Below are 23,525 nucleotides of genomic sequence, written 5' to 3'. Positions count from 1 at the left end.
AACGGATCTTCCTCCAGACCGTTGGCACCACACACCGGACAAGGCAGTATCAACCTGTGGCTGATCTCATCACCGTCGACGACCCCGACGACCCCCGCCTGAGCGACTACATCGGACTGACCGACGTCGAACTGCGGCGCAGGCGCGAGCCCGCCGAGGGCCTCTTCATCGCCGAGGGGGAGAAGGTGATCAGACGCGCCCGGCACGCCGGGTACGAGATGCGCTCCATGCTGCTCTCGGCGAAGTGGGTCGACCTGATGCGCGACGTCATCGACGAGGTCCCGGCGCCCGTGTACGCGGTCAGCCCCGAGCTCGCCGAACGCGTCACCGGCTACCACGTCCACCGCGGCGCCCTCGCCTCCATGCAGCGCAAGCCGCTGCCGACCGCCGACGAACTGCTCCGCACCACCCGCCGTGTGGTCGTCATGGAGGCGGTCAACGACCACACCAACATCGGCGCGATCTTCCGCAGCGCCGCCGCCCTCGGCATGGACGCCGTGTTCCTCTCCCCGGACTGCGCGGACCCGCTGTACCGGCGCTCGGTCAAGGTCTCGATGGGCGCTGTCTTCTCCGTGCCCTACGCTCGCCTCGACACCTGGCCCAAGGCGCTGGAGACCGTACGGGAAGCCGGTTTCAAGCTCCTCGCGCTCACCCCGGACGAGAAGGCCAGCAGCATCGAGGAGGCCGCCCCGCACCGGATGGACCAGGTCGCCCTGATGCTCGGAGCCGAGGGCGACGGACTGTCCACGCAGGCCCTCGTCGCCGCCGACGAATGGGTACGCATCCCGATGGCCCACGGCGTCGACTCGCTGAACGTCGGCGCGGCCGCAGCGGTCGCCTTCTACGCGGTCGCCACCGGCCGCCCGGAGAACTGAGCCCCCCGAGCCGATCCGGGGCGAGCGGCCTACCGCTCGCTCTGCTCCTGGTGCTGGCCCGCCCCCAGACCGCGGGCCGGTCCCTGGCAGCCCTGGGCCGCCGCGATCCCCAGCGCCACCAGCAGCGTCACCACGACGAAGACCACCAGCCGCTGCCGCAGCAGCCGCGGATTGGCAGGACGCCGGCCGGTCGAGGTCGTGCGGGGGCCGGGCCGGGTGCCCGGCCTGCCGTTCGTCCCGGCCGAGCCCTGGGACCGCTTCCCCGGACGCGTCGTGCTGCGCGGCGGCTGCTGCGCGGGGCGCGAACCACCGGTGCGCGGGGCCGCCGGACGGGGTGAAGCCGTCTGCCGGTTCTGCGGACGCGACGCCGGCCCCGGACCGGCGGCGCGACGCGTCTGCTGCTCGGTGTACGGGCCGTCGAGACGGCCGGTCGGGCGGTCCGCCTCCTGCGGCGAGCGCTGCGCCGGCGGCCGGCTCTCGTGCAGCCCCTGCGCCTCCCGCGCCGCGATCTCCTTGAGCCGCATGGAGAGTTGCAGGGTGCTGGGCCGCTCCTCCGGGTCCTTCGCCAGGCAGGCGCTCACCAGCGGTGCGAGCGCGTCGTGCACGTCGTACAGCTGAGGCTCCTCGTGCACCACGCGGTACAGCATCACCTCGGAACTGCCGTGCCCGAAAGGCGAGTCGGCCATCGCCGCGTAGGCCAGCGTGGCCCCGAGGGAGAAGACGTCCGTCGCCGGCGTCACGGCCGCGCCCCGCACCTGCTCCGGCGCGAGGAAGCCGGGCGAACCCACCGCCGTGCCGACGTGCGTGAGCGTGGACGCACCGGTCGCCCAGGCGATTCCGAAGTCGATGATCCGCGGGCCCTTGGGGGACAGCAGGATGTTCGACGGCTTCAGGTCACGGTGGACGACACCGGCCTCGTGCACCGCCACCAGGCCCTCGGAGAGCGCCGCCCCGATCGAGGCCACCTCGGCCGCCGACAGCGGACCCTCCTCGGCCACCTTGTCGTGCAGCGACGGCCCCGGTACGTACTGCGTCGCGAACCACGGACGGTCCGCCTCCAGGTCGGCGGCGACCAGCCGGGCCGTACAGCCGCCGCGGATCCGCCGGGCCGCGGACACCTCGCGCGCGAACCGCGAGCGGAACTCCTGATCCTCCGCCAGGTCGGGCCGGATCACCTTCAGCGCGACCCGCTGGCCCCGCCGGTCCGAACCCAGGTACACGACGCCCATGCCGCCCGCCCCGAGCCGCCGGTGCAGTCTGAACGAGCCGACGACACGCGGGTCCTCGCGCCGGAGCCGCATCATCGCCATGTCTGCCCATCCCCGCTGCCTGGTCCGCCTGACGAGGCACAGCTTACGTACCCGCCGCCCGGGGCGCTCAGAGGCCGCGCCCTCGCCGGAGATTCGATTGTCAGTGCCGGGTGGGAAACTTGAGGAGTGGTCAGGGAGCCGCGGATCCACGCTCCCCGGCCCGTGCGAGATCTCAAAGGTCCGTCGCAGAAGGGGGATTGGATCAATGAAGGGCGATCGAGTCGAGATAGTCGTGGACGCCGGGGACACCACCCGGACCTACGAAGTTGTGGCCTCCAGAGCAGGGCGCAGGGTGGAGACCGCGGTCCGCCGAGGGGTGGTCGAAGTGAGTGAAGTCACGCGGAGCGGGTCCGTGGTGCGCACCGCCCGCTTCATGGCGACCAGGGTGCTCGCCCTGGTCGAACAGCCGGTCCCCAGGGAGGACGCCTCCGAGCGTCCCCTCCGGGATGACCCCAACGCCGGGTAGCCCCGTCTCCACCCAGGGGAGTACGCCGGCTACCCACGGCTCATCCTCCGGGAGGCCCGGCATTCGGTACGCGGGCATGACGCCGCCCGTCTCCCGGATCCCTAATGTTGAAGTCAAGCGGCGGGCGTCGCACTCGTCCCCCGAGGTCAAACGCCCGCCGCTCCACATCAGGTCAGGAGAGGAACCATGGCGGACACGGCAGCGCGGACAGCGATCCGCACGCAGGGACGCAAGGCGTACGCCTCGTTCGGCAGCCGCCCGTCGTCCGGCAAGCGTCACCCACTGGTGGCGACGGCCATGGTTCTTCCTCTGGCGGCCCTGCTCGCAGTCGTCTTCGGCGGCTGGGAAGCGGTGGTCACACAGGCGTCGTCCGTGGGCGTGATGCTGGGGCGCTGAGCGGCGCCCCGGGTCCGGAAGAGCGGTCCGGACCGGGACATCCGGCCAACAACCCCGTGGGGACGGGGGTGCGGCGGACGGCAGCGTTTGTCCGGTCAGCTGGGGAGCTGACCGGACATCGCGCTGTCCGGGGCCGGTACGGACACCGGCGTACCCCGTCCACCGGCCGTCCGGTCCGATCCGCGTACGCTCTGCGGCGGGTACGGCGCCGGCCGGGCCCGCCGATCCTGTGCCACCGGGGGAGTACGTGACCACCGCACTCGTCACCGCGCTGGGCGCCCTCGCCCACGAGGCAGTCCACGCGGGAACCCACCGGGCGGACCGCGAAGCGGCCCGTGCCGGTGCGGGGGAGCGCTGCGGCTGCCCGCCGCCGGCCGTCCTCGCGGACCGGGCGGACGGCACGGTGGTCCGGTGCGGCGGCGTCGTCGCCAAGGCCCACGCCCCCGGCACGGACACCGCCGCCCTGCGCGCACGCCTCCGGCTGGCCGCGGACCCCGGCCTCACCGGCATCCTGCTCGCCCCCCTGCCGGCAAGGCCTGCCGAGGACCCCCTGCCGGAGGCCGGCGCGGCCGGGCCCGCCTCGCCGTTCCTCACCGAGCTGCACGGCCGCCCGGTGACCCTGTGGCCCCACGGGCAGCCCGTGGACCCGGACGACCCGGACCGGGCGCCGTGGGAGGAGGCCGCCACGCTCCTGGCACGCCTCCACCGCACCAGGAGCCGGCACCCCGCACCGGCCGCGTCACTCGCCCTGCCCGCCATGAGGGGCCCGGCCAAGGCCGCGCTCGCCGTCGCCCGGATGTGTGCGGCCCGGCCCGGCGATCCGGCCGCGGCTCCCGTCCTCGCGGCCTGGCGCGGGCTGCCCGGCTGGGCGCGGGACGAGGCACCGGCTCCCGCGCACGCCGTCTGCCACGGCGATCTGCACCTGGGGCAGCTCGTGCGGCACCCGGGCGCGGACGGTGCGTGGCTGCTGATCGACGTCGACGACGCGGGGCTCGGCGACCCCGCGTGGGATCTCGCGCGGCCCGCCGCCTGGTACGCGGCCGGGCTGCTGCCGCCCGAGGTCTGGTTCCGCTTCCTGTCCGCCTACCGGGCCGCGGGCGGTCCCGCGGTACGTGCCGACGGCGACCCGTGGCCCGGGCTGGACGTGGTCGCCCGGGCCCTCACCGTGCAGACCGCGGCACTCGCCCTCGCCAAGTCCGCTGCGGAGCACAGGGCTCCGGATGAGGTGGAACAGGTGATGATCGACGCCTGTGCCCGAATTGCCTCTCTCCCGCCCGAGTTGACCGCCGAACACTCGTCGTAGGGTGAACCGACCGCCGCCGGGCATGCATTCCGGCGACGGCTAACCGACGGCGAGGAGTGAGCCCGAAGATGCAGTGTCCCAAGTGCCACGCACAGATGCACACGTACAACCGCAACGGCATTCAGATCGAGCAGTGCAGCGGCTGCCGGGGGATATTCCTGGACTACGGCGAGCTGGAGTCCCTGACCCGCATGGAGTCGCAGTGGAACCAGCAGGCTCCGCCCGCGCCGCCCGCCCCGCAGGCCTACCCGGCCGCGCCGGCGCCCGCCTGGGGCGCCCCTCAGCACCACGGCGGGCACCACGGCGGCCATTACCGCCAGAAGAGCTTCGGCCGCATGCTCTTCTCGTCCTGACCCGCTCGCCGTACCGCGGCCCGGACGGACCCCGTCCGGGCCGCGGTACGGACACGGCCGTCGGGCCGGTCGCGACGAGCCCGGACACGACGAAGCCCCGGTCGTCGAGACGACCGGGGCTTCGGACGGTGCGCGATACTGGGATTGAACCAGTGACCTCTTCCGTGTCAGGGAAGCGCTCTCCCGCTGAGCTAATCGCGCAGGGTGACCCTGCGTGTACTGCGTGCGCGATACTGGGATTGAACCAGTGACCTCTTCCGTGTCAGGGAAGCGCTCTCCCGCTGAGCTAATCGCGCGGGGATCCTTGCGGACCGGTGGACGATACTGGGATTGAACCAGTGACCCCTTCCGTGTCAGGGAAGTGCTCTCCCGCTGAGCTAATCGTCCTTGGAGGTGGAGACGGGATTTGAACCCGTGTAGACGGCTTTGCAGGCCGTTGCCTCGCCTCTCGGCCACTCCACCAGGGGTGGGAGTTCGGGAAGATCCCCCACCTTCTGCGAGCGGACGACCAGGTTCGAACTGGCGACCTCAACCTTGGCAAGGTTGCGCTCTACCAACTGAGCTACGTCCGCTTGTCGGTTCCGGTTCACTTGCGCGTCCCGGCGACGTGTTGAACTCTAGCGGATTCCGGGGCCAGTACAAAAACGCGTTTGTGCAGCGTGCGCAGGTGCGCTCAGCCCGGCGCAGGTCACCGCGGGCCGTCCTAGACTCACCGACGTGCACGACCTCGCCCCAATGGCCCGCTTCGGCGGCCTCGTCGCCTCCGATCTGCAGGATGTCACCAGTGATCCCGCGGCCCTCGAATCGTCCGGTTTCTGGGCGGTGTCCGCGGACTTCGAGGGCCGGCTCGTCTGTGCCCGCTTCGCCACCGTGCGTACCGCACCCGTGCCCGCACCGGTGCGCGGCGCCTGGCGCGGACCCGCCGCCGGTGACTGGACGTCCTCCCTCGACCGCGCCGCGTACACGGCGGGAGTACGCCGCATCCGCGCGTACATCGCGACGGGCGAGGTCTACCAGGCCAACCTCTGCCGCGTGATGACGGCGCCGCTGCCGGACCCGGCGGCGGCGGACGTGGACGCCCTCACGGCCCTGCTGGCGCGCGGGAACCCCGCCCCGTACGCAGGAACGATTCGGCTGCCCGGGCACGGCGTGGAGATCGCGACCGCCTCGCCCGAGCTGTTCCTGCGCCGGGACGGCCGTACGGTCGAGTCCGGGCCGATCAAGGGCACCGGCCGCACCGAGGCCGACCTGCTGGAGAAGGACCACGCCGAGAACGTGATGATCGTGGACCTGGTCCGCAACGACCTGGGCCGGGTCTGCGCCACCGGATCGGTCACCGTCCCCGACCTCTGCGCCGTCGAGAAGCACCCGGGCCTGGTCCACCTCGTCTCCACCGTCCGCGGCCGGCTCGCCGACGGCGCCGGCTGGCCGGAACTCCTCGCCGCCGCCTTCCCGCCCGGTTCGGTCACCGGGGCCCCCAAGTCCAGCGCGCTGAGGATCATCGAGGAACTGGAGACCGCCCCGCGCGGCCCGTACTGCGGCGGCATCGGCTGGGTGGACGCCGACCGGGCCACCGCCTCGCTCGCCGTGGGCATCCGCACCTTCTGGACCGACCGGACCGGGGCCGCACCGGTGCTGCGGTTCGGCACCGGCGCCGGTATCACCTGGGGCTCGGATCCGGAACGGGAATGGGACGAGACCGAACTGAAGGCGTCCAGGCTGCTCGCGGTAGCGTCGGGCGCCTACGAAGCAACCGGAAGGACCGCACCATGAGGATCTGGGTCAACGGGGCACTGCGGGCCGCCGATGACGCCCGGGTGTCCGTGCTCGACCACGGGCTGACCGTCGGCGACGGCGTCTTCGAGACGGTCAGGACCACCGACGGCCGCCCCTTCGCCCTCACCCGGCACCTCGACCGGCTGGCCCGCTCCGCCCGGGGCCTCGGCCTGCCGGCCCCCGACCTCGACGAGGTGCGCCGGGCCTGCGCCGCCGTCACCGAGGCCAATCCGGCCGCACTCGGCAGGATGCGCATCACGTACACCGGCGGGATCTCGCCGCTCGGCTCCGACCGGGGCACGGACGGACCCGGGCTCGTCGTCGCCCTCGGCGAGGTGCAGCGGCGCCCGGACACCACGGCGGTGATCACCGTGCCCTGGACGCGCAACGAACGCGGCGCGCTCACCGGGCTCAAGACCACCTCGTACGCGGAGAACGTCGTCGCCCTCGCCCGCGCCCACGAGCGGGGCGCGTCCGAAGCACTGTTCGCCAACACCGTCGGACAGCTCTGCGAGGGCACCGGTTCCAATGTCTTCGTCGTACTCGACGGCCGGCTCCACACGCCGCCGGTGGCCTCCGGCTGTCTGGCCGGGATCACCCGCGCCCTGGCCGTGGAGTGGACCGGGGCGCAGGAGACGGAGCTGCCCTTCGACGTCCTGGACCGGGCCGAGGAGATCTTCCTGACCTCCACCCTGCGCGACGTCCAGGCCGTCCACCGGGTCGACGGCAGGGAACTGCCCGGCGGGCCCGGACCGGTGACCGCCAAGGCCATGCGCGTCTTCGACGAGCGGGCCGGCGACGACCTGGACCCGTGAGCGCGACGCCCGGGGCCGCCGAGCGGCTCCGGGCCCGCAAAAGCGGATGACGGGCCCGCGGGCAAGGGATAGAAACTCTCTGATGACCACGACACTCCGGCCCTCCGGGCCGATCCAGCCAGGCGCCGACGGCGCGCAGAGCCGCGCGTACGACGTGTGCGACAACGGGCGGCCCGTCGGGGCCGTGGAGATCGGCACCGAAGCGGGCTCGGACGGCGGCACGGGGGTGCTGCGGGCCCTGCGCGTCGACGAGCCCGTGCGACGGCGCGGCCGCGGCACCATCGCCGCGCTGGCGGCCGAAGAGGTGCTGCGGGGCTGGGGCTGCACCCAGGTGCGGACGGAGGTGGCCGCCGACAACACCGCCGCACGACGGCTGACCGCCGCACTCGGCTACACCGAGCGCAGCCGGAACATGCTCAAGCGGCTGCCGTCCACGCCCCCGGCCCTCCCGGACGGGCTGACCGCCCGGCCGATGACGCCGGAGGAGTTCGCGGCCTGGGAGGACGGGGCGATCGCCGCCTACGCGGAGAGCCTGGTGACGCGCGGTGCGTCACGGGGGACGGCGCTGCGGGCGGCCCGCGCCTCGCACGCCGGACACCTGCCCGACGGCCTGGCCACCGAGGGGGCGCGGCTGCACCTCCTGGTGCACGAGGGCGAGCGGGCCGGGTACGTCTGGGTGGCCCGGTTCGAGATGCATCCCGGCCTGACCGTGGGCTACGTCTTCGACGTCGAGGTGGACGAGCGGTTCCGGGGCCGGGGCTTCGGCCGCGCGCTGATGCTCCAGGCCGAACGGCTCGCGCTGGCCGCCGGCGACGTACGACTGGGTCTGCACGTCGTCACGGCCAACACGCCCGCGGTGCGGCTGTACGAGTCGCTCGGCTACGAGCCGACGCAGTACAACCTGGTCAAGCCGCTGTAGCCGCTGCCGGGACCCGGTGCGCGGAGCGGGTCCGGCCGCCGGTTCTCAGCCCTGGTCCGCGAGCAGCCGGTCGGCGATCTCCTCGATCCGCCCGCGCAGGCCCTCCTGGCTCGCGCCGCCGTCCAGCCGCTCCCCGCCGATCACGTACGTGGGCGTGCCGGTGACGCCGATCGCCTTGCCCTCGGCCTGGTCGGCGTCGACGATCAGCATGTGCCTGCCGTCGATCAGGGCGGTGTCGAACTCCTCGGCGTCCAGACCGAGTTCCCCCGCGACCTCGATCAGCAGCGGCTCGCCGGTGCGGCCGAGGTCGGCGGTGCGGGCGAGCACCGCCTCGATGTAGGGCCAGTCCTTGCCCTGTGCCGCCGCCTCCTCGGCGGCCTGCGCTGCCGCGTAGGCGTGCTTGTGCTTCTCCAGCGGGAAGTGCCGCAGCCGGATGTCGATCCGGTCGCCGTACCGGGCGCGCAGGGCGTGCACATCGGCGAGGGCGTGGTGGCAGTCGGGGCACTGGAGCTCGCACCAGACGTCGAGGACGACCGGTGCTGCGGGGGTGGAATCGCTCATGGGACCAGTCTCCCAGGGAGCGCGGGCGTGCCACGACCGAGCCCCGGAGGCGGGGGAGCGGCGACCGGTCCCATGCCGTCCGGCACCCTCCCGCACGGCACCTGGGGAGGAGCCCGGCCCTGAAATGTCCCTGATGTGGGCCGGGAGCGTGGCCCCCCGGACGATGACCGGTGCAGGATGGAAGGGACGTTTCCCCTGCGCCTGGAGGCACCGATGCTTGCCGAGACCATTTGTTCCGCGGCGTCCGCGGCGGGCCTGGGTATCGCCGCCGTCACCGCGTACCGGAAGCGGTTCCTGGCGGCGACCAGGATCGCCGCCTACTCCCTGGTGCCGATCGGCCTGGTGCTGACCGGGGTCGTCGAGTGGGTGTCGGACATCGCCTTCAAGCCGAGCGTCTGGCTGGGCTTCGGGGTGCTGGGGGTGGCCTGGCTGCTGTTCATCACCACGCGCGCGATCGAACGCCGCGGCGGGGGCAGCCGCAAGGAACGCAAGGCCGCCGCCCGGGCCGCGCAGGGCGATGCCGTGGCGCCCGCCGCCGCGGCCCCCTCACTGGGCGCCGGTGTCCCGGCGGTCCAGCCGCGACAGGCTCCGAAGAAGCAGGCGGCGCCCACGGGGCAGGGCGACGACTTCAGCGACATCGAGGCCATTCTGAAGAAGCACGGCATCTGACGCCCGGCCCGGTCCTTCCCCGGCCCGGTCCTCAGGTCCTCTTCGGCCGCGGCGGAACAGCTGTAGTATGAATCGATTCAGTCATGATCCTTGACGGCGTTGGGCGAGAGGGCTAGCGTCCCGAACCGATTGAAACAATTCATTCACGCCGTTCGTACGATCACGCCGTCCGTACGATGGGGTGACGCCGCTTCACGAGTGCGGCCAAGGGCATCAGTGGGGCAGGGCAAGTGGCGCGTGTGGCAGGGATCAAGGATGTGGCCCGGCAGGCCGGGGTCTCCGTGGGCACGGTCTCCAACGTGATCAACCGCCCCGAGGCCGTGCTGCCCGAGACCCGGGCCCGGGTGCTGGCCGCCATCGAGGAGCTCGGCTACGTCCGCAGCGAGTCGGCCCGCCAGCTCAGGGCGGGCCGCAGCCGGATCATGGCGCTCCTCGTCCTGGACATGGGCAACCCGTTCTTCGTCGACGTGGCCCGCGGCGCCGAGCGCGCCGCCCGTCAGGCGGGCCTCGGTGTCATGGTCTGCAACAGCGGCCAGAGCCCCGCGGAGGAGGCCGAGTACCTCGGTCTCTTCGCGGAGCAGCGGGTGTGCGGCGTCCTGGTCACACCGGCCGACGCCACCGGCCGCAACCTCGACTCCTTCAGCCGCCACCGCATCCCGTACGTGCTGGTCGACCGGGTCGCCTCCGGCACCGGCACCTGCGCGGTCTCCGTCGACGACGTGCGGGGCGGCGCCCTGGCCGTCGGTCATCTGATCTCCGCCGGGCACCGCTCGGTGGCGTACGTCAGCGGACCCGGCGACCTGCACCAGATCCGGGACCGCCGCGAGGGCGCGCTGTCCGCCCTGGCCGAGGCCGGGCTTCCTCCCGGGGCACTCGTCGAGATCCCCTCCGACCGGCTGGACGTGGCGGCGGGCCGCGACGCCGGCGCCCGGCTGCTCGGGCTCGTCCCGCGCCCCACCGCCGTGTTCTGCGCGAACGACCTGCTCGCCCTCGGTGTGCTCCAGTCCCTGTACGCGGCGGGGGTGCGGGTGCCGCAGGACATCGCCATCGTCGGGTACGACGACATCGAGTTCGCCGCGGCCGCCGCCGTACCGCTGACCTCGGTCCGCCAGCCCGCCGTCGTCATGGGCCGGATGGCCGCCGAACTCCTGCTGGAGGAGGCCGACGACGAGGACGGCACCCACGAGCACCGCAGCGTGGTGCTCCAGCCGGAACTCGTCGTGCGCGCATCGAGCTCCACGCCCCGCTGAGCCCCGCGCTCCCCCTCACCGCCCCTGCCGTCCCTTTCCGCATGCCCGAAATGGAGATGCCGTGTCCCTGTTCGACCTGCCCCTCGACCAACTCCGCAGCTACCGGCCGGAGTCCGGTGAACCGGACGACTTCGACGCATTCTGGCGCCGCACGCTCGACGAGGCGGGCGAGCACCCGCTGGACGCCGAATTCAGCCCCTACGACGCGGCGTTGAGCAACGTCGACGTCCATGACGTGTCGTTCGCCGGCTGGGGCGGCCACCGCATACGGGCCTGGCTGAACGTGCCCGCCGGTGCCGAGGGCCCCCTGCCCACCGTCGTCCACTACCTCGGATACGGCGGCGGGCGCGGACTGCCGCACGACCACCTGGTGTGGCCCGCCGCCGGCTGGGCCGCCCTGGTCGTGGACACCCGCGGCCAGGGCGCCGTCAACAGCCACTCGGCGGGCTCCACCGCCGACCCGCACGGCGGCGCCAACCCGCAGTCGCCCGGCTTCATGACCCGCGGCATCCTCGACCCCGACACGTACTACTACCGGCGGGTGTTCACCGACGCGGTGCGCGCCGTCGAAGTGGCCCGTGCCCACCCGTCCGTCGACCCGGACCGGATCGTCGTGCACGGCGGCAGCCAGGGCGGCGGCATCGCCCAGGCGGTGGCGGGGCTCAGCCCCCACGTCAAGGCCGCGCTCGTCGACGTACCCTTCCTGACGCACTTCCGGCGGGCCGTGGAGATCACCGACAAGGACCCGTACCAGGAGATCGTCCGCTTCCTGGCCACCCAACACGGCCACGCCGACCAGGTGTTCCGGACCCTGTCCTACTTCGACGGCATCAGTTTCGCCGCCCGGGCGGACCTGCCGGCGCTGTACTCGGTGGCGCTGATGGACTTCGTCTGCCCGCCGTCCACGGTCTTCGCCGCCTACAACAACTGGGCCGGCCCCAAGGAGATCGAGGTCTACCCCTGGAACGGCCACGAGGGCGGCGCATCGGTCCACCGCGCCGCGCAGTTGCGTATGCTGCGCGACCTGGGCTGACGGGGCGGGGCCGGGTGCGGGGGAGCGCCGTTCCGAAAGCGTGACGGGGGATCGGACGCCGGAGCGATTCGCAACCTCCTTCGGGGAGTGAACTCCCGCCACGAAAAGGCGTGTTGACCACACGCGGGGGCCGGACTGCGTCATGATCGTCCCGAGATGGTGGACACCTCCCGGGGCGATGCCCCCGCACCCCCTGCCGAAGAGCCGCGTGGCTGCCTCTTCGCGCTTTCCCAGCCCCCTCTGATGATCTTCCTCACGGTGATCGGCAGTCTGCTGCTGATGGCCGCGTTGCACGATCTCTTCGTGCTGTGAACGGTCAGCCGGCCGCTTCCCTGCGGCGCGCGCGGTACGCGGCGACGTGCAAGCGGTTACCGCAGGTGCGGCTGGAGCAGTAGCGGCGGGAGCGGTTGCGCGAGAGGTCGACGAAGGCGTGCCGGCAGTCCGGCGCCTCGCACCGCCGCAGCCGCTCCGTCTCGCCCGCCACGATGATGAAACTGAGTGCCATGCCGCAGTCCGCCGCGAGGTGGTCGGCCAGCGAGGCGTCCGGCGCGAAGTAGTGCACGTGCCAGTCGTAGCCGTCGTGGTTGCTCAGCTGCGGCGTCGTGCCCGCGGCGGCCACGAGTGCGTTGACCAGTGAGGCGGCGACCGCCGCGTCGGTGGCCGCGAAGACGTCGGCGAACCGTGCCCGTACGTCGTGGACGGCCCTCAGGTCCTTCTCGCCGAGCTCGCCCACGCCGCTGACCCGGTGGCGTCCGGCGAACGCGTAGAGCGCCGCGGTGTCGGCGAGCCCGTCGACGGGTTCGCCGCCTTCGGGCTGCTCGCTCTCCGGCGCGGTGTTCACCAGATCGACCACCGTTTCGAGGGCGATCCGGGTGTCGTGGGGGATCAGCACGCTTCCGCTCCCTGGCCTCCGGCGGGCGGGACACCCGCCGATGCGGGCTGACTCTACTGGCTCGGCCCTGCCGCGCAGGGGTGCGGAGGGGCCTGTGGGGCCCCTGGGGCGCACCTCCCGGGCATCCGGGAGCGGCCGGGAGTCCCGCGGCTGTCCGGCGGGCAGGTGCGGCCTCCGGGAGGGTGCGACGGCGTCACGGGGGAGCGGGGGAACGCGGACCGGCGCGGTCACCACGGTGGATTCCGTGGTGACCGCGCCGGTGTCAGCCGTATGAGGTTGTCTGCGCGGCGCCGTCTCCCCGAGTCGGACGGCGCCGTGCAGCTCTCGGCCTGGCTCAGTTCTCGGCCAGGATGTGTGAGAGCTCCGTATCGAGATCGAAGTGACGATGCTCGGTCCCCGGCGGAACCGCGGCGTCGGTCCTCTTCAGGAACGACTCCAGGGCCCTTGCCGGGGCCTCCAGCAGGGCTTCGCCCTCTGGGGAGCTCAGTGCGATACAGACGACGCCCTGGCCGTGACTACGGGATGGCCAGACACGGACGTCTCCGGTGCCGGTGGGCCTGTGCAGCCCCTCGGCAAGGAGGTCACGGGCGAAAACCCACTCGACCGTCTCCTCCGCTCCGGTGTGGAAGGTGGCGTGCACGGCATACGGATCGGCCGTGTCATACCGCAGGCCCGCGGGTACAGGCAGTGAGGACTCGCTCGACACAACGAGGCGCAGGTGCAGCTCGCAGCTGACCGTGGTGTTCATAAGCGCCAGGGCCTTTCGCTCAGTGTGCGCTCGGGGATTCGCACGTCGGCGAAATCGACATGCCACCTACGGTGGCGTTGTAAACCCCTCTGACCGTTTTGTGATCCTTCAGGTAGCTCGTACAGCGGTGTGTAACTTTGAGTCATGCGGCCATTCCGGTGACGAGGAGCGTTCGGGTAGGTTGACCCCCATGAATGCGGAGAGTGACGAGCGGGACGGGGCCGCCGCACCGGCGGATCCGGCTTCCGCCACGGGGGAAGAACGAAAGAGCGTGACGGGGGACGTCACGGAAGGTGTGACGAAGGAGGACCGGGAGCTCGGCTCCAGGGCGCCCGGGTTCATCAAGGCGTCCAGGACGCTGCACCTGAGCTGGCAGGTCGGCGTGTTCATCGTCGGTCTGGCCGTGGTGGGGGCCGGCATCGTGATGCTGCCGCTGCCCGGCCCCGGCTGGCTGGTGATCTTCGGCGGCATGGCGATCTGGGCGACCGAGTTCGTCTGGGCCCAGCTGGTGCTGCGCTGGACGCGCCGAAAGGTCACCGAGGCCGCCCAGCGGGCGCTCGATCCGAAGGTCCGGCGGCGCAACATCACGCTCACGGTGATCGGGCTCGTGATCATCGCGGTGCTGGTGGGGATCTACGTCTGGAAGTTCGGAATCGTCATGCCGTGGAAGATCCACGAGTGACCCGGGCATGGTCGTGGGGCGCCGCTGACATGGGGTAATGTTTGGCGTGCGCCCGGGCGATTAGCTCAGTGGGAGAGCGCTTCGTTCACACCGAAGAGGTCACTGGTTCGAACCCAGTATCGCCCACCCCGGACCGACGGCCCGGAAGCTTCCAGAAGCTTCCGGGCCGTCGGCGTTTCCGGATGCCGCGGGCGCTCCGGCCGGGCGTGTTCCCGGGCGTCCCGTTCAAGCGCTTCGATTGATTTTCGTCCCAGCCATTGACGTCGCCGGTGCCGCTCCCTACTTTGACCCGGCAAGCGCTTTCTAAAACGATTCAATCAAGCGTAGGGGCGAACTATGTCTCGGAACCAGGGCATGGACCGGCGGCAGATGCTGAAGCTCGCGGGCTTCTCGGCCGCCGGTCTCGGGCTGACCGCGGCGGGCTGCGGCTCGGGCGGCGGCTCGAATGGGCCGGTCACCATCCGGCATGCCTGGTGGGGCGCCGACGACCGGGCCAAGAAGGTCCAGGAGTGCGTCGCGCTCTTCGAGAAGAAGCACCCGAAGATCAAGGTGAAGACGGACTTCCAGCAGTACCCGGACTTCTGGAAGAAGTTCAACACCCAGGCGGCCGGCGGCAACCCGCCCGACGTCATCCAGAACGCGGTCACCTTCCTCCGCAAGTACGAGGCGAAGAACGTCCTGCTCGACCTCAACCCGCAGGCGAAGAAGGGCAATCTCGAACTGGAGGGCTTCCGCGCCGGCCTGGAGAAGTTCGCCGAGATCGACGGCAAGCTGCTCGGCGTCCCGGTCGGCAGCAACTCGATGGCCCTGGTCATCGACGAGAAGGTCTTCGAGAAGGCCGGCGTCGACCACGGCCTCGGCTGGACCTGGGACGACTGGTACGCGGGCCTGCAGAAGATCAAGTCCGGTCAGGGCATAGCCGGCGACTCCGGCCCGCACGGCGTCATGTACCTCTACGACCTGATCCTCCGCCAGAACGGCAAGGCCTTCTTCACCGAGGAGGGCATGGGCTTCGGTGAGAACGAACTGCTGCCGTACTGGACCGAGGCGCTCGCCCGGGTCAAGTCCGGCGTCTACGCCGACCAGAAGAAGGTCGAGCAGATCAAGCCGGCCTCCGCGCTCGCCAAGGGCCTCTCCGCCGGCGAGTTCACCTGGGACAACTTCTCCGTCCGCTACAGCGCGGAGGGCAAGAGCAGTTACAGCCTCGCGCCCATCCCGACCACCGACGGCAAGAAGACCGGCCAGTACCTCGGCTCGCTGATGCTCAGCGGCACCGCCCGCACCAAGCACCCCGCCGAGGTCGCCACCTTCATCAGCTTCATGACGCACGACCCCGCCGTCGCCCGCATCATGGGCTACGACCGCGGAGTCCCCGCCACCACCGCCCAGTTCGAGGCCTTCCAGCCCACCGACGCCCCGAGCAAGGCGATCGGCGCGTACGAGACCGAGATCGCCAAGGCGGGCGTCCTGGAGCCCATCACCCCGCACCCGGCGGGCGCCGACGTCGTCGAGGCGGCGTTCCTGCGCATCGGCGGCGACATGTCCCTGGGCAAGGCCTCGCCGGAGGACTCCGTGAAGCAGTTCTTCTCCGAGGCGAAGACCGCCCTCGCCTCGAACTGAGAGGAGCATCGCGGTGACTCACATCCAGACCTCCACGAGCGGCCCGGTCCTCGGCACGGACCTCGCCGCCGTGGAGCGGAGCGGCCCGGGACGCAAGACCCGCCCCGCTCCGCAACCGCGGGGCCACCGCGAGAATCTGACCGGCTATCTCTTCATGTCGCCCTGGATCGCGGGCTTCCTGTTCCTGATCGCCGGCCCCATGGTCTTCTCGCTGTACCTCGCGTTCACCGACTACAACCTCTTCGACGCCCCCAAGTGGGTCGGCCTGAAGAACTTCACCGACATGTTCGCCGACCCCCGCTGGCGCCAGTCGGTCAAGGTGACCTCCTGGTACGTGGTGATCGGCACCCCGGTCAAGCTGGCCGCCGCGCTCGCCGTGGCCATGCTGCTGGCCCAGAAGCGCTGGGGCCAGTCCTTCTACCGGGCGGCGTTCTACGCCCCCTCGCTGATCGGCGCGAGCGTCTCGGCCGCCATCGTCTGGCGCGCCCTGTTCTCCGACGACGCCGTCGTCGACCGCGGACAGCAGCTGTTCGGCATCGGCGCCGGCGGCTGGATCGGCGACCCGCAGATGATCATCTACGCGCTGGTGGCCCTCACGGTCTGGCAGTTCGGCGCCCCGATGGTGATCTTCCTGGCCGGCCTCAAGCAGGTCCCCAGGGAGCTGTACGAGGCGGCCGAGGTCGACGGGGCCGGCCCCTGGCGCAGGTTCTGGAGCATCACCCTGCCGATGATCTCCCCGGTGCTGTTCTTCAACGTGCTGCTGGAGACCATCCACTCCTTCCAGATCTTCGCCTCCGCCTACATCGTCAGCAACGGCAGCTGCGGCCCGGCCGACGCCACGCTCGTCTACACCTGCTACCTGTACGACCAGGGCTTCGCGAACAGCCGGATGGGCTTCGCCTCCGCCATGGCATGGCTGCTGCTCGTCGCCGTGGGCCTGGTCACCGCCGTGCTGTTCTGGTCCCAGAAGCGCTGGGTGCACTACGAGGAGGGGGGCCGATGACCCCGATGGACACCACTGCCGCACGACGCCGGCTCCCCGGCTCCCTCGCCTGGCACATCGGCGCGCTGGCCATCCTCGTGGTGGTCCTGTACCCGGTGGTGTGGACGATCGGCGCGTCGTTCAAGCCGAGCGGGGACATCGTCGGCGCGCTGAACCTCTTCCCGGCCGACCCGGTCACCTCCAACTACCGGCGGCTCGCCGATGGCATCGCCGACATCCCGATCTGGAAGTTCTTCCTGAACTCGGCCTACATCTCGGTCGGTTCGGTGATCGGCGTCGTCCTGTCCTGCTCGCTCACGGCGTACGCCTTCACCAAGGTCCGCTTCGCCGGGCGCAACATCATGTTCGCCATCATGATCGGGACGCTGCTGCTCCCGTACCACGTACTGATCATTCCGCAGTACGTGCTCTTCCAGAAGCTGGAGCTGATCAACACCTTCACTCCGCTGCTGATCGGCAAGTACCTCGCCACCGACGCCTTCTTCGTCTTCCTCATGGTCCAGTTCATGCGCGGACTGCCCAAGGAACTCGACGAGGCCGCCCGGCTCGACGGCTGCGGGCACCTGCGGATCTACTGGTCGATCGTGATGCCGCTCTGCCGGCCCGCGCTCATCACCAGCGCCATCTTCACCTTCATCCAGGCCTGGAACGACTTCATGGGCCCCCTGCTGTACCTCAACGAGCCGGACAAGTACACCGTCTCGATGGGGCTGCGGATGTTCATCGACCAGGACGCCGTCGCCGACTACGGCGGCATGATCGCGATGTCACTGGTGGCCCTGCTGCCCGTGCTGGCCTTCTTCCTGGCCTTCCAGCGCTACCTCATCGACGGCATGGCCACCTCCGGCCTGAAGGGCTGAACACCCGTGGCGACCAGAACCGGCACCGCACCCAGGACCTCCTTCGTCCGGGAGCGATTCAGCGTCTTCACCGAATGCCTGCTCACCGGTGTGTGGATCACCGTGGCCGCCCTGCCGCTGGTCACCCTCCCCGCGGCGTTCGCCGCGGGGAGCCGCCACCTGCGCCGCTACCTGGCGGGTGAGGCGGGCGGGATACGGGAGTTCGCCGCCGACGCACGCGAGGCGTTCCGTACCGGCTGGCGGATCTCCCTGCTCTGGTGGGCGGCGCTCGCCCTGCTCGCCTTCGACTGGCAGGTCGCCCGGTCCGGCCTGCTGCCGGGCGGCGGTCCGCTCATCGTCGTGAGTCTGCTGGGACTGCCGGCGGTCGCCGTCTGGGGGCTGCGTACGGCTGCCGCCTGGCAGCCCGGCACACCCTGGCAGCGGACCGCCCGGGCCGCGGGCCGCCGGACCCTCACCGACCCGGCCGGATCGCTGCTGCTCGTCGGCGGATTCGTCGCCCTGGCCCTCGCCGCCTGGCAGATCCCGCCGCTGGCCGCGCCCGCCCTCGGCTGTCTGGCCGCGGCCGCGGTCGCCGCCGACCGCCGCTGACCCGACGGCCGGCCCCCCAACCGCACCACGTCCCACCACGCGTCAGCGTGCGATCAGGCATGCCCGTTTTCGCCACGAATTGGAGCCGTGATGTCCCCGATCCCCCGCCGTACCGTCCTCAAGGCAGCCGCCGTCGCCGGCGCGGCCACCACCTTCTCCTGGGTGCTGAACGACACCGCCCAGCAGGCGGCCGCCGCCACCGGCAAGGCCGGCGAAGGCCCCGTCGAGATCAGCTGGCTGGAGGAGGAGGGTCTCGGCGCCGCGCCCGGCTCCACCTTCGGCGTCCCCTGGGCCAAGGGCCGCTTCCCCGCCGACCAGAGGTTCGCCCTGGCCACCGCCGACGGAAAGGACGTCCCCGTCCAGACCTGGGCCACCGCCAAATGGCCCGACGGCTCCCTGAAGTGGACCGCCCACGCGGTCGGCCCCGAGGCGGCCGGCGCCAAGAAGTTCACGCTCACCACCGGCGAACCCGCCACCGCCGCCCACAAGGTCACCGTCAAGAACAGCGGCGGCTCCATCACCGTCTCCACCGGCGTCATCACCGCGAAGATCGGCAAGACCGGCTCCTCGCTCGTCACCTCCCTCACCCGAGGCTCCACCGAAACAGCCAGGGACGGCCGGCTCGTCCTCATCCGCCAGGGCGAGATCGAGGACGGCGACCAGGGGCAGGAGAAGTACGAACGCTTCGAGAGCGCCATCTCCAGGGCCGAGGTCGAACAGAGCGGCCCCGTCCGCGCCGTGGTCCGCATCGACGGCAAGCACCGCCGGGGCAGCCGCTCCTGGCTGCCCTTCTCCGTCCGGCTGTACTTCTACGCCGGCGCCGAATCGTTCCGCATGATGCACACGATCACGTTCGACGGCACCCAGGAGCCCGGCAAGGCGAGCGGCGACTTCATCCGCGGCCTCGGCGTCCGCTTCACCGTCCCGATGCGCGACGAGACGTACGACCGGCACATCCGCATCGGCGGCGACGAGAGCGGCATGCTCCGGGAGGCCGTCAAGGGCATCACCGGACTGCGCCGCGACCCCGGAGCGGCTGTCCAGGCCGCCCAGTTCGAGGGCACGAAGCTGCCCGACCCGGCGACCTGGGACCAGCGCGTCACCACCCGCCTCCCGCTCATCCCCACCTGGGGCGACTACACCCTCAGCCAGCTCTCCGCCGACGGCTTCTCGCTGCGCAAGCGCACCAGGAAGGGCCACGGCTGGATCGCCGCGGGCGGCGGGCGGCGCGCCTCCGGCTTCGGCTACGTGGGCGGCGCGAGCGGCGGACTCTCCTTCGGACTGCGCGACTTCTGGGAGAAGTTCCCCGCCCAGCTCGACATCCGGGGCGCCGACACCGACGCCGCCGAGGTCACCATCTGGCTCTGGTCGCCCGAGTCCGAGCCGATGGACCTGCGGTTCTACCACGACGGCCTCGGCCAGGACACCTTCCCCGAACAGCTCGAAGGCCTCGAGATCACCTACGAGGACTACGAGCCCGGCTTCGGCACCCCGTACGGCATCGCCCGCACCAGCGAACTCGTCTTCTGGGCCAACGACTCCACCCCCAGCGCCGAGGCCCTCGCCCAGCAGACCCGTACCGTGCGCACCCTCCCGCAGCTCGTCGCCCCGCCCTCACAGCTCATCGGCGCGGGCGTCTTCGGCGGGCTCTTCTCCCCGGTCGACCGCTCCACGCCCGCTAAGGCGAAGATCGAGGACCACCTGGACTTCCTGTTCACGTACTACAAGGACCAGGTCGAGATGCGCCGCTGGTACGGCTTCTGGGACTACGGCGACATCATGCACTCCTACGACCCCGCCCGGCACCAGTGGCGCTACGACGTCGGCGGCTACGCCTGGGACAACTCCGAACTCTCGCCCGACCTCTGGCTCTGGTACGCCTACCTGCGCTCCGGGCGCGCCGACATCTTCCGCTTCGCCGAGGCCATGACCCGCCACACCGGCGAGGTCGACGTCTACCACCTCGGCGACTGGGCCGGCCTCGGCACCCGTCACGGCGTCCAGCACTACGCCGACAGCGCCAAACAGCAGCGCATCGCCAACACCACCTACCGGCGCTTCTACTACTTCCTCACCGCGGACGAACGCGTCGGCGACCTGATGCGCGCCAACGTCGACTCCGACGAGACCTTCCTCGCCCTCGACCCGCTCCGCAAGATCCGCACCGAGCCCTACACCCCCGACCGGCACGCCCTGTCCGTCGGCTTCGGCACCGACTGGAGCGGACTCGTCTCCGCCTGGCTCACCGAATGGGAGCGCGGCGGCCCGCAGGCCGAGAAGGCGAAGGCCCGGGTGCTCGGCACCATGGAGACGATCGCCGCCCAGCCCAACGGATTCGTCCAGGGCAGCGGCCTCTACGACCTGGACACCGGGAAGTTCGCCGTCGCCACCGAACCCGTCGTCAGCGTCTCCCACCTGTCCGGCGTCTTCGGCCTCAACGAACTGTGCGCCGAACTCATCGGCCTGATCGACATGCCGGAGTTCAAGGAGGCGTACCTCGACTACTGCCGCTACTTCAACGCCACCAAGGCCGAACAGGCCGCCCGCTACGGCTCCAACTTCGGCAGCCTGATCCTCTTCCAGGGCCACTCCCGGATGGACGCGTACGCCGCCGTGCAGACGGGCGACGAGAAGCTCGCCGCCCGTGCCTGGGAGAAGTTCTACAACAGCGACGGCTACAAGGAATCCGCCCCCTGGAAGACCGAGAAGGTGAGCGGCCCGGTCACCACCGTCCCGGGCAGCGAGGCCAACTGGGTCTACACCAACGACACCGCGCTCTACGGGCTAGCCGCCATCGAGAACCTCGCCCTCGTCGGCGACCGCATGCCGGCCTGAGGCCCCCGAGGGCGCCCCGGGCCGGCGCGCGGCACGTCACCGCATCCGGCCCAGGGCGTCCTTCAGCCGCCGCGCGTCACGCAGCCGCTTCTCGTACGTCGCGCCCACGGCCAGCAGCAGCACCCCGGCCAGCGCCGGCGCCACCCAGCGCGGCATCGCACCCACCACCTGCACCACATACGGCGCCAGTTCGTGCAGCGCGTCCAGCGCCAGCACCGCACCGCCCAGCACCAGCAGCGCCTGGAGCCGCAGCCGCGCCCCCACCAGCGTGACCACCAGCGCCGCCACACCCAGCAGCAGTGGCCTCGGCCAGTGCGGATCGACCCAGGCGGCGAAGAGCGAAGGCACCAGCGTGACCGCCAGACCCGCCCCGTACGCCGTCCACGAGGAGGCCGCGGGATCGCGGCGCCGGCGCAGCACACCGACCACCAGCGCCGGCACGGTCACGGGCAGGGTGTACGCCTCCGGGGAGGACACCCCGGACGCCGACAGCCGGACCCAGGACGCCAGGACGAACAGCGCCGTCGCCAGATACCCGGCCACCGGGCGCCGCTCCGGGCGCAGCGCCGTCGCCGCTGCCAGCACCCCGCACAGCGACAGCACCAGAGCGAGGAACGGCCGGTCGTCCAGAGCCATCAGGACGGCCGCCAGTCCCACCGCGCCACCGGTCGCCTCGACCGGCACCGCCACCGCGCGCCCCTTCAGCCACGCCCCCAGTCCGGCCGTCAGCGCGGGGACGACGAGCAGCAGGGGGGCCGCCTCGTGCGCCGCCAGGTCCAACGACGCGCCGGCCGCCACGGCGAGCACCGCGGCACACACCACGGCCGCGCACGCCACCACCGCCTGCACGGTCACCCATGCCGTGGAGCGCGACGGCCCCTGCGGCGCGTCCAGCGCCGCGGCCCCGCCGCCGAACACCAGCAGCAGCATCCCGAACACCGCGTACGTGACCGGCTCCGAGCCCAGCGACAGCAGGGCAACGCCCACCGCACCGACCGAGCCGCACACCCACGCCGTCAGCGCCACACCCGTCCTGCCGCGGCGCAGCGCGCCCACCGCGAGGGCGAGCACCCCCGCGGCCAGCACCGACTGCACCGAGACGGCCACCGGGTACGAGAAGTCCAGCGCGGGCGGCAGCACCGTCAGCCCCGCCCAGCCGAGCACCACGGCGCCCGCACCGGCGGCGCCCCGCCACGCGGGACCGGGGGAGAACACCGGCACCGCCCACCGCACCACGCGCTCCCACGACCGGTACGCGGCCCCGAGCACCGCAGCCACCATCAGCAGCACCACCGGGGCCGCCACCATCTCCGGCCACGGCAGCCCCGTGGCCCCCAGCGCCCCGCGGACTCCCTCGTCCGGGGTCCCCGACCACACCCGGCCCAGCTGAGTCACCGGACCCACCAGCACCACGGCGACCGGGGCGGCCGAGAACAGCACCGACGCGGCCGTCACCGCACCCGCGGCCCCCACCAGGCCCCGCCCCGCCGGACGCACCAGCGGAACCCGCGCCCCCAGCGGCAACAGCGCGCCGCAGACCAGATACACCGGCACCGCCCAGCCGCCGGACACCGCGGCGCCCGGCACCCCGCCCACCGCGGCGACGGCGGCAAGACCGGCCACCGCGCCACCGGCCACCGCGAGCGCCACCGGCGCCCGCCGGGCCCCGGCGAGAGCGATCACCGCACCGGCCAGCAGCAGCGCACCCGGCACCACCGCGTCCGCGGGCCCCTCGGCCGACAACGACAGCACCAGCGCCACCAGGAGCCCCGCACCACCGGTCACCCAGAGCCCCGCGCAGGCCGTGGCCCGGACCCCGACTCCCTTCCACCGCACGGCGATCGCACAGTCCAGCGCCGCCGTCGCCAGCAGCGCACCGGCGAACACCGACGCGTCCGCCTCCACCGCCCACGCCCACAGCACCAGCGGCAGCTGCGCGCCGGCCACGGCCAGCGGCAGCGGCAGCCGCAGCCGGTCCAGCAGCAGACCGTAGGCCGCCCAGAGCACCGCCAGCACGGCCGAGGCGCCCGCCGCGTACCCGAGCCCGTCGGTCTCCGGCAGGGCGACCCGGTGCAGGGCGTACGCGTCCAGGACCATCAGCACCGCGGCCAGCGCACCGATCGCCTCCGCCGTCGAGGACAGACCCCGCCGCAGCAGCATCGCGGGCGCCGACAGCGCCGCGACCGTCACGGCGGTCAGCACCGCGGAGCGCCCGCCGATCCCCATCTGACCCCAGCTGACCAGGGTGAACGCGATCGCCGCGATCGTCAGCAGCAGACCGCCGAGGGTGAGCAGCACGTTCTGCGCACTCCGGGAGCGGACCGGGGGAGCGGGCGGCCCGAAGGGCGCCGAAGGAGCCGCGGCGCGGCCCGGAGGCGGCGGGAACGGCGGCGCGTAGGGCGCGGCCGGCAGCGGGGCGGGCGCCTGCAGCACGCTCACCAGCCAGGCGCGACGGGTCAGGAGCTGGGACCGGCGCAGATCGAGCCGGGCGAGCTCACGGTCGAGGAGCGTCAGTTCCTCGGCGGGTGGCGGCACATGTTCCATGGACGCGAGTGTGGCGCGGGCCACGCC

At 72.0% G+C, this 23,525-nt stretch carries 23 protein-coding genes and 6 tRNA genes; 19 read left to right on the top strand and 10 right to left on the bottom strand.

The genetic code is table 11. The annotated features are described in order from the left end of the window. The first annotated feature begins 56 nt into the window (after positions 1-56). Entirely contained in the window at positions 57-875 is an 819-nt protein-coding gene (locus OG408_RS07590) for a TrmH family RNA methyltransferase (RefSeq protein ID WP_285565984.1), read from the top strand. A gap of 29 nt (positions 876-904) precedes the next feature. Here the strand turns inward: OG408_RS07590 and OG408_RS07585 are convergent, their stop codons facing one another. After that, positions 905-2,185 carry a serine/threonine-protein kinase gene (locus OG408_RS07585; RefSeq protein WP_266776667.1) on the bottom strand — a complete coding sequence of 427 codons (1,281 nt, stop codon included), beginning with the start codon at positions 2,183-2,185 and terminating at the stop codon, positions 905-907. 205 nt (positions 2,186-2,390) lie between these two features. Between OG408_RS07585 and OG408_RS07580 the strand changes: the two genes are divergently transcribed. The 4 genes from OG408_RS07580 (at position 2,391) to OG408_RS07565 (ending at position 4,703) form a co-directional block, all read left to right on the top strand. Next, complete coding sequence (locus tag OG408_RS07580; protein ID WP_266776665.1) at positions 2,391-2,651, top strand: hypothetical protein; 261 nt, start codon at positions 2,391-2,393, stop codon at positions 2,649-2,651. Positions 2,652-2,837: 186 nt separating this feature from the next. Continuing rightward, positions 2,838-3,047, top strand: coding sequence for a hypothetical protein (locus OG408_RS07575; protein WP_285565988.1), 210 nt, complete (start codon positions 2,838-2,840; stop codon positions 3,045-3,047). A 247-nt stretch (positions 3,048-3,294) separates the two neighbouring features. After that, the gene (locus OG408_RS07570; RefSeq protein WP_326669031.1) at positions 3,295-4,350 is read left to right on the top strand and encodes an aminoglycoside phosphotransferase family protein; all 1,056 of its coding nucleotides are present in this window, start codon (positions 3,295-3,297) and stop codon (positions 4,348-4,350) included. Between the two features lie 68 nt (positions 4,351-4,418). Continuing rightward, positions 4,419-4,703: a TFIIB-type zinc ribbon-containing protein gene (locus OG408_RS07565; RefSeq protein WP_266776659.1), complete on the top strand. Its 285-nt coding sequence runs from the start codon at positions 4,419-4,421 to the stop codon at positions 4,701-4,703. Between the two features lie 129 nt (positions 4,704-4,832). On the opposite strand, the gene OG408_RS07560 is transcribed toward OG408_RS07565, so the two are convergent. The 5 genes from OG408_RS07560 to OG408_RS07540 form a co-directional block, all read right to left on the bottom strand. Then, a tRNA-Val gene (locus tag OG408_RS07560) sits at positions 4,833-4,904 on the bottom strand. Positions 4,905-4,927: 23 nt separating this feature from the next. Further along, positions 4,928-4,999: transfer RNA gene (locus tag OG408_RS07555), tRNA-Val, on the bottom strand. 19 nt (positions 5,000-5,018) lie between these two features. Then, positions 5,019-5,090, bottom strand: a tRNA-Val gene (locus OG408_RS07550). 1 nt (position 5,091) lies between these two features. Beyond that, positions 5,092-5,165 (bottom strand) — tRNA-Cys (locus OG408_RS07545). Positions 5,166-5,202: 37 nt separating this feature from the next. After that, positions 5,203-5,275, bottom strand: a tRNA-Gly gene (locus tag OG408_RS07540). A gap of 163 nt (positions 5,276-5,438) precedes the next feature. Between OG408_RS07540 and OG408_RS07535 the strand changes: the two genes are divergently transcribed. From OG408_RS07535 to OG408_RS07525, 3 genes are all read left to right on the top strand, one after another. After that, the gene (locus OG408_RS07535) at positions 5,439-6,476 is read left to right on the top strand and encodes a chorismate-binding protein (protein WP_326674487.1); all 1,038 of its coding nucleotides are present in this window, start codon (positions 5,439-5,441) and stop codon (positions 6,474-6,476) included. Next, complete coding sequence (locus OG408_RS07530) at positions 6,473-7,294, top strand: aminotransferase class IV (protein WP_266776657.1); 822 nt, start codon at positions 6,473-6,475, stop codon at positions 7,292-7,294. The genes OG408_RS07535 and OG408_RS07530 overlap by 4 nt, the downstream gene beginning before the upstream one ends. 82 nt (positions 7,295-7,376) lie before the next feature. After that, positions 7,377-8,213, top strand: coding sequence for a GNAT family N-acetyltransferase (locus OG408_RS07525; protein WP_326669027.1), 837 nt, complete (start codon positions 7,377-7,379; stop codon positions 8,211-8,213). A gap of 45 nt (positions 8,214-8,258) precedes the next feature. Here the strand turns inward: OG408_RS07525 and OG408_RS07520 are convergent, their stop codons facing one another. Continuing rightward, positions 8,259-8,774 (bottom strand): DsbA family protein, encoded by a 516-nt coding sequence (locus OG408_RS07520; protein WP_266776653.1) that lies wholly within the window; start codon positions 8,772-8,774, stop codon positions 8,259-8,261. 213 nt (positions 8,775-8,987) lie between these two features. On the opposite strand from OG408_RS07520, the gene OG408_RS07515 reads away from it, so the two are divergent. The 4 genes from OG408_RS07515 to OG408_RS07500 all read left to right on the top strand — a co-directional run bounded on the left by OG408_RS07515 (position 8,988) and on the right by OG408_RS07500 (position 12,038). Next, positions 8,988-9,443 (top strand): hypothetical protein, encoded by a 456-nt coding sequence (locus OG408_RS07515; protein WP_326669025.1) that lies wholly within the window; start codon positions 8,988-8,990, stop codon positions 9,441-9,443. A gap of 230 nt (positions 9,444-9,673) precedes the next feature. Continuing rightward, the gene (locus OG408_RS07510) at positions 9,674-10,693 is read left to right on the top strand and encodes a LacI family DNA-binding transcriptional regulator (RefSeq protein WP_266776649.1); all 1,020 of its coding nucleotides are present in this window, start codon (positions 9,674-9,676) and stop codon (positions 10,691-10,693) included. Positions 10,694-10,754: 61 nt separating this feature from the next. Continuing rightward, positions 10,755-11,726: an acetylxylan esterase gene (locus OG408_RS07505; RefSeq protein ID WP_266776647.1), complete on the top strand. Its 972-nt coding sequence runs from the start codon at positions 10,755-10,757 to the stop codon at positions 11,724-11,726. Between the two features lie 156 nt (positions 11,727-11,882). Further along, a complete protein-coding gene (locus OG408_RS07500) occupies positions 11,883-12,038 on the top strand; it encodes a hypothetical protein (protein WP_250970762.1) in 156 nt (51 codons plus the stop codon). Between the two features lie 4 nt (positions 12,039-12,042). Here OG408_RS07500 and OG408_RS07495 read toward each other — a convergent pair whose 3' ends face one another. Further along, entirely contained in the window at positions 12,043-12,618 is a 576-nt protein-coding gene (locus OG408_RS07495; RefSeq protein ID WP_266776639.1) for a CGNR zinc finger domain-containing protein, read from the bottom strand. A 334-nt stretch (positions 12,619-12,952) separates the two neighbouring features. Next, positions 12,953-13,366, bottom strand: coding sequence for an SsgA family sporulation/cell division regulator (locus OG408_RS07490; RefSeq protein ID WP_003987206.1), 414 nt, complete (start codon positions 13,364-13,366; stop codon positions 12,953-12,955). Between the two features lie 190 nt (positions 13,367-13,556). Here OG408_RS07490 and OG408_RS07485 point away from each other — a divergent pair, with 190 nt between their 5' ends. The 7 genes from OG408_RS07485 to OG408_RS07455 all read left to right on the top strand — a co-directional run bounded on the left by OG408_RS07485 (position 13,557) and on the right by OG408_RS07455 (position 20,954). Then, positions 13,557-14,048: a TIGR02611 family protein gene (locus OG408_RS07485; RefSeq protein ID WP_326669004.1), complete on the top strand. Its 492-nt coding sequence runs from the start codon at positions 13,557-13,559 to the stop codon at positions 14,046-14,048. 54 nt (positions 14,049-14,102) lie between these two features. After that, positions 14,103-14,174, top strand: a tRNA-Val gene (locus OG408_RS07480). Between the two features lie 210 nt (positions 14,175-14,384). Beyond that, entirely contained in the window at positions 14,385-15,668 is a 1,284-nt protein-coding gene (locus OG408_RS07475) for an ABC transporter substrate-binding protein (protein WP_266776629.1), read from the top strand. A gap of 13 nt (positions 15,669-15,681) precedes the next feature. Then, a complete protein-coding gene (locus OG408_RS07470; protein WP_442806013.1) occupies positions 15,682-16,671 on the top strand; it encodes a carbohydrate ABC transporter permease in 990 nt (329 codons plus the stop codon). After that, positions 16,668-17,531: a carbohydrate ABC transporter permease gene (locus tag OG408_RS07465; protein WP_326669000.1), complete on the top strand. Its 864-nt coding sequence runs from the start codon at positions 16,668-16,670 to the stop codon at positions 17,529-17,531. Before OG408_RS07470 ends, OG408_RS07465 begins: the two co-directional genes overlap by 4 nt. Before the next feature lie 6 nt (positions 17,532-17,537). Next, complete coding sequence (locus OG408_RS07460) at positions 17,538-18,119, top strand: hypothetical protein (RefSeq protein ID WP_285566010.1); 582 nt, start codon at positions 17,538-17,540, stop codon at positions 18,117-18,119. A gap of 90 nt (positions 18,120-18,209) precedes the next feature. Next, complete coding sequence (locus tag OG408_RS07455; RefSeq protein WP_326668997.1) at positions 18,210-20,954, top strand: exo-rhamnogalacturonan lyase family protein; 2,745 nt, start codon at positions 18,210-18,212, stop codon at positions 20,952-20,954. A gap of 36 nt (positions 20,955-20,990) precedes the next feature. Here OG408_RS07455 and OG408_RS07450 read toward each other — a convergent pair whose 3' ends face one another. Beyond that, a complete protein-coding gene (locus OG408_RS07450) occupies positions 20,991-23,498 on the bottom strand; it encodes an SCO7613 C-terminal domain-containing membrane protein (protein WP_326668995.1) in 2,508 nt (835 codons plus the stop codon). Positions 23,499-23,525 lie beyond the last annotated feature (27 nt).

The organism is Streptomyces sp. NBC_01257 (assembly GCF_035917255.1).
Taxonomy (GTDB): Bacteria; Actinomycetota; Actinomycetes; order Streptomycetales; family Streptomycetaceae; genus Streptomyces.
Note: the sequence above shows the minus strand (reverse complement) of the source record. Positions and strands in the feature narration are given on the sequence as shown.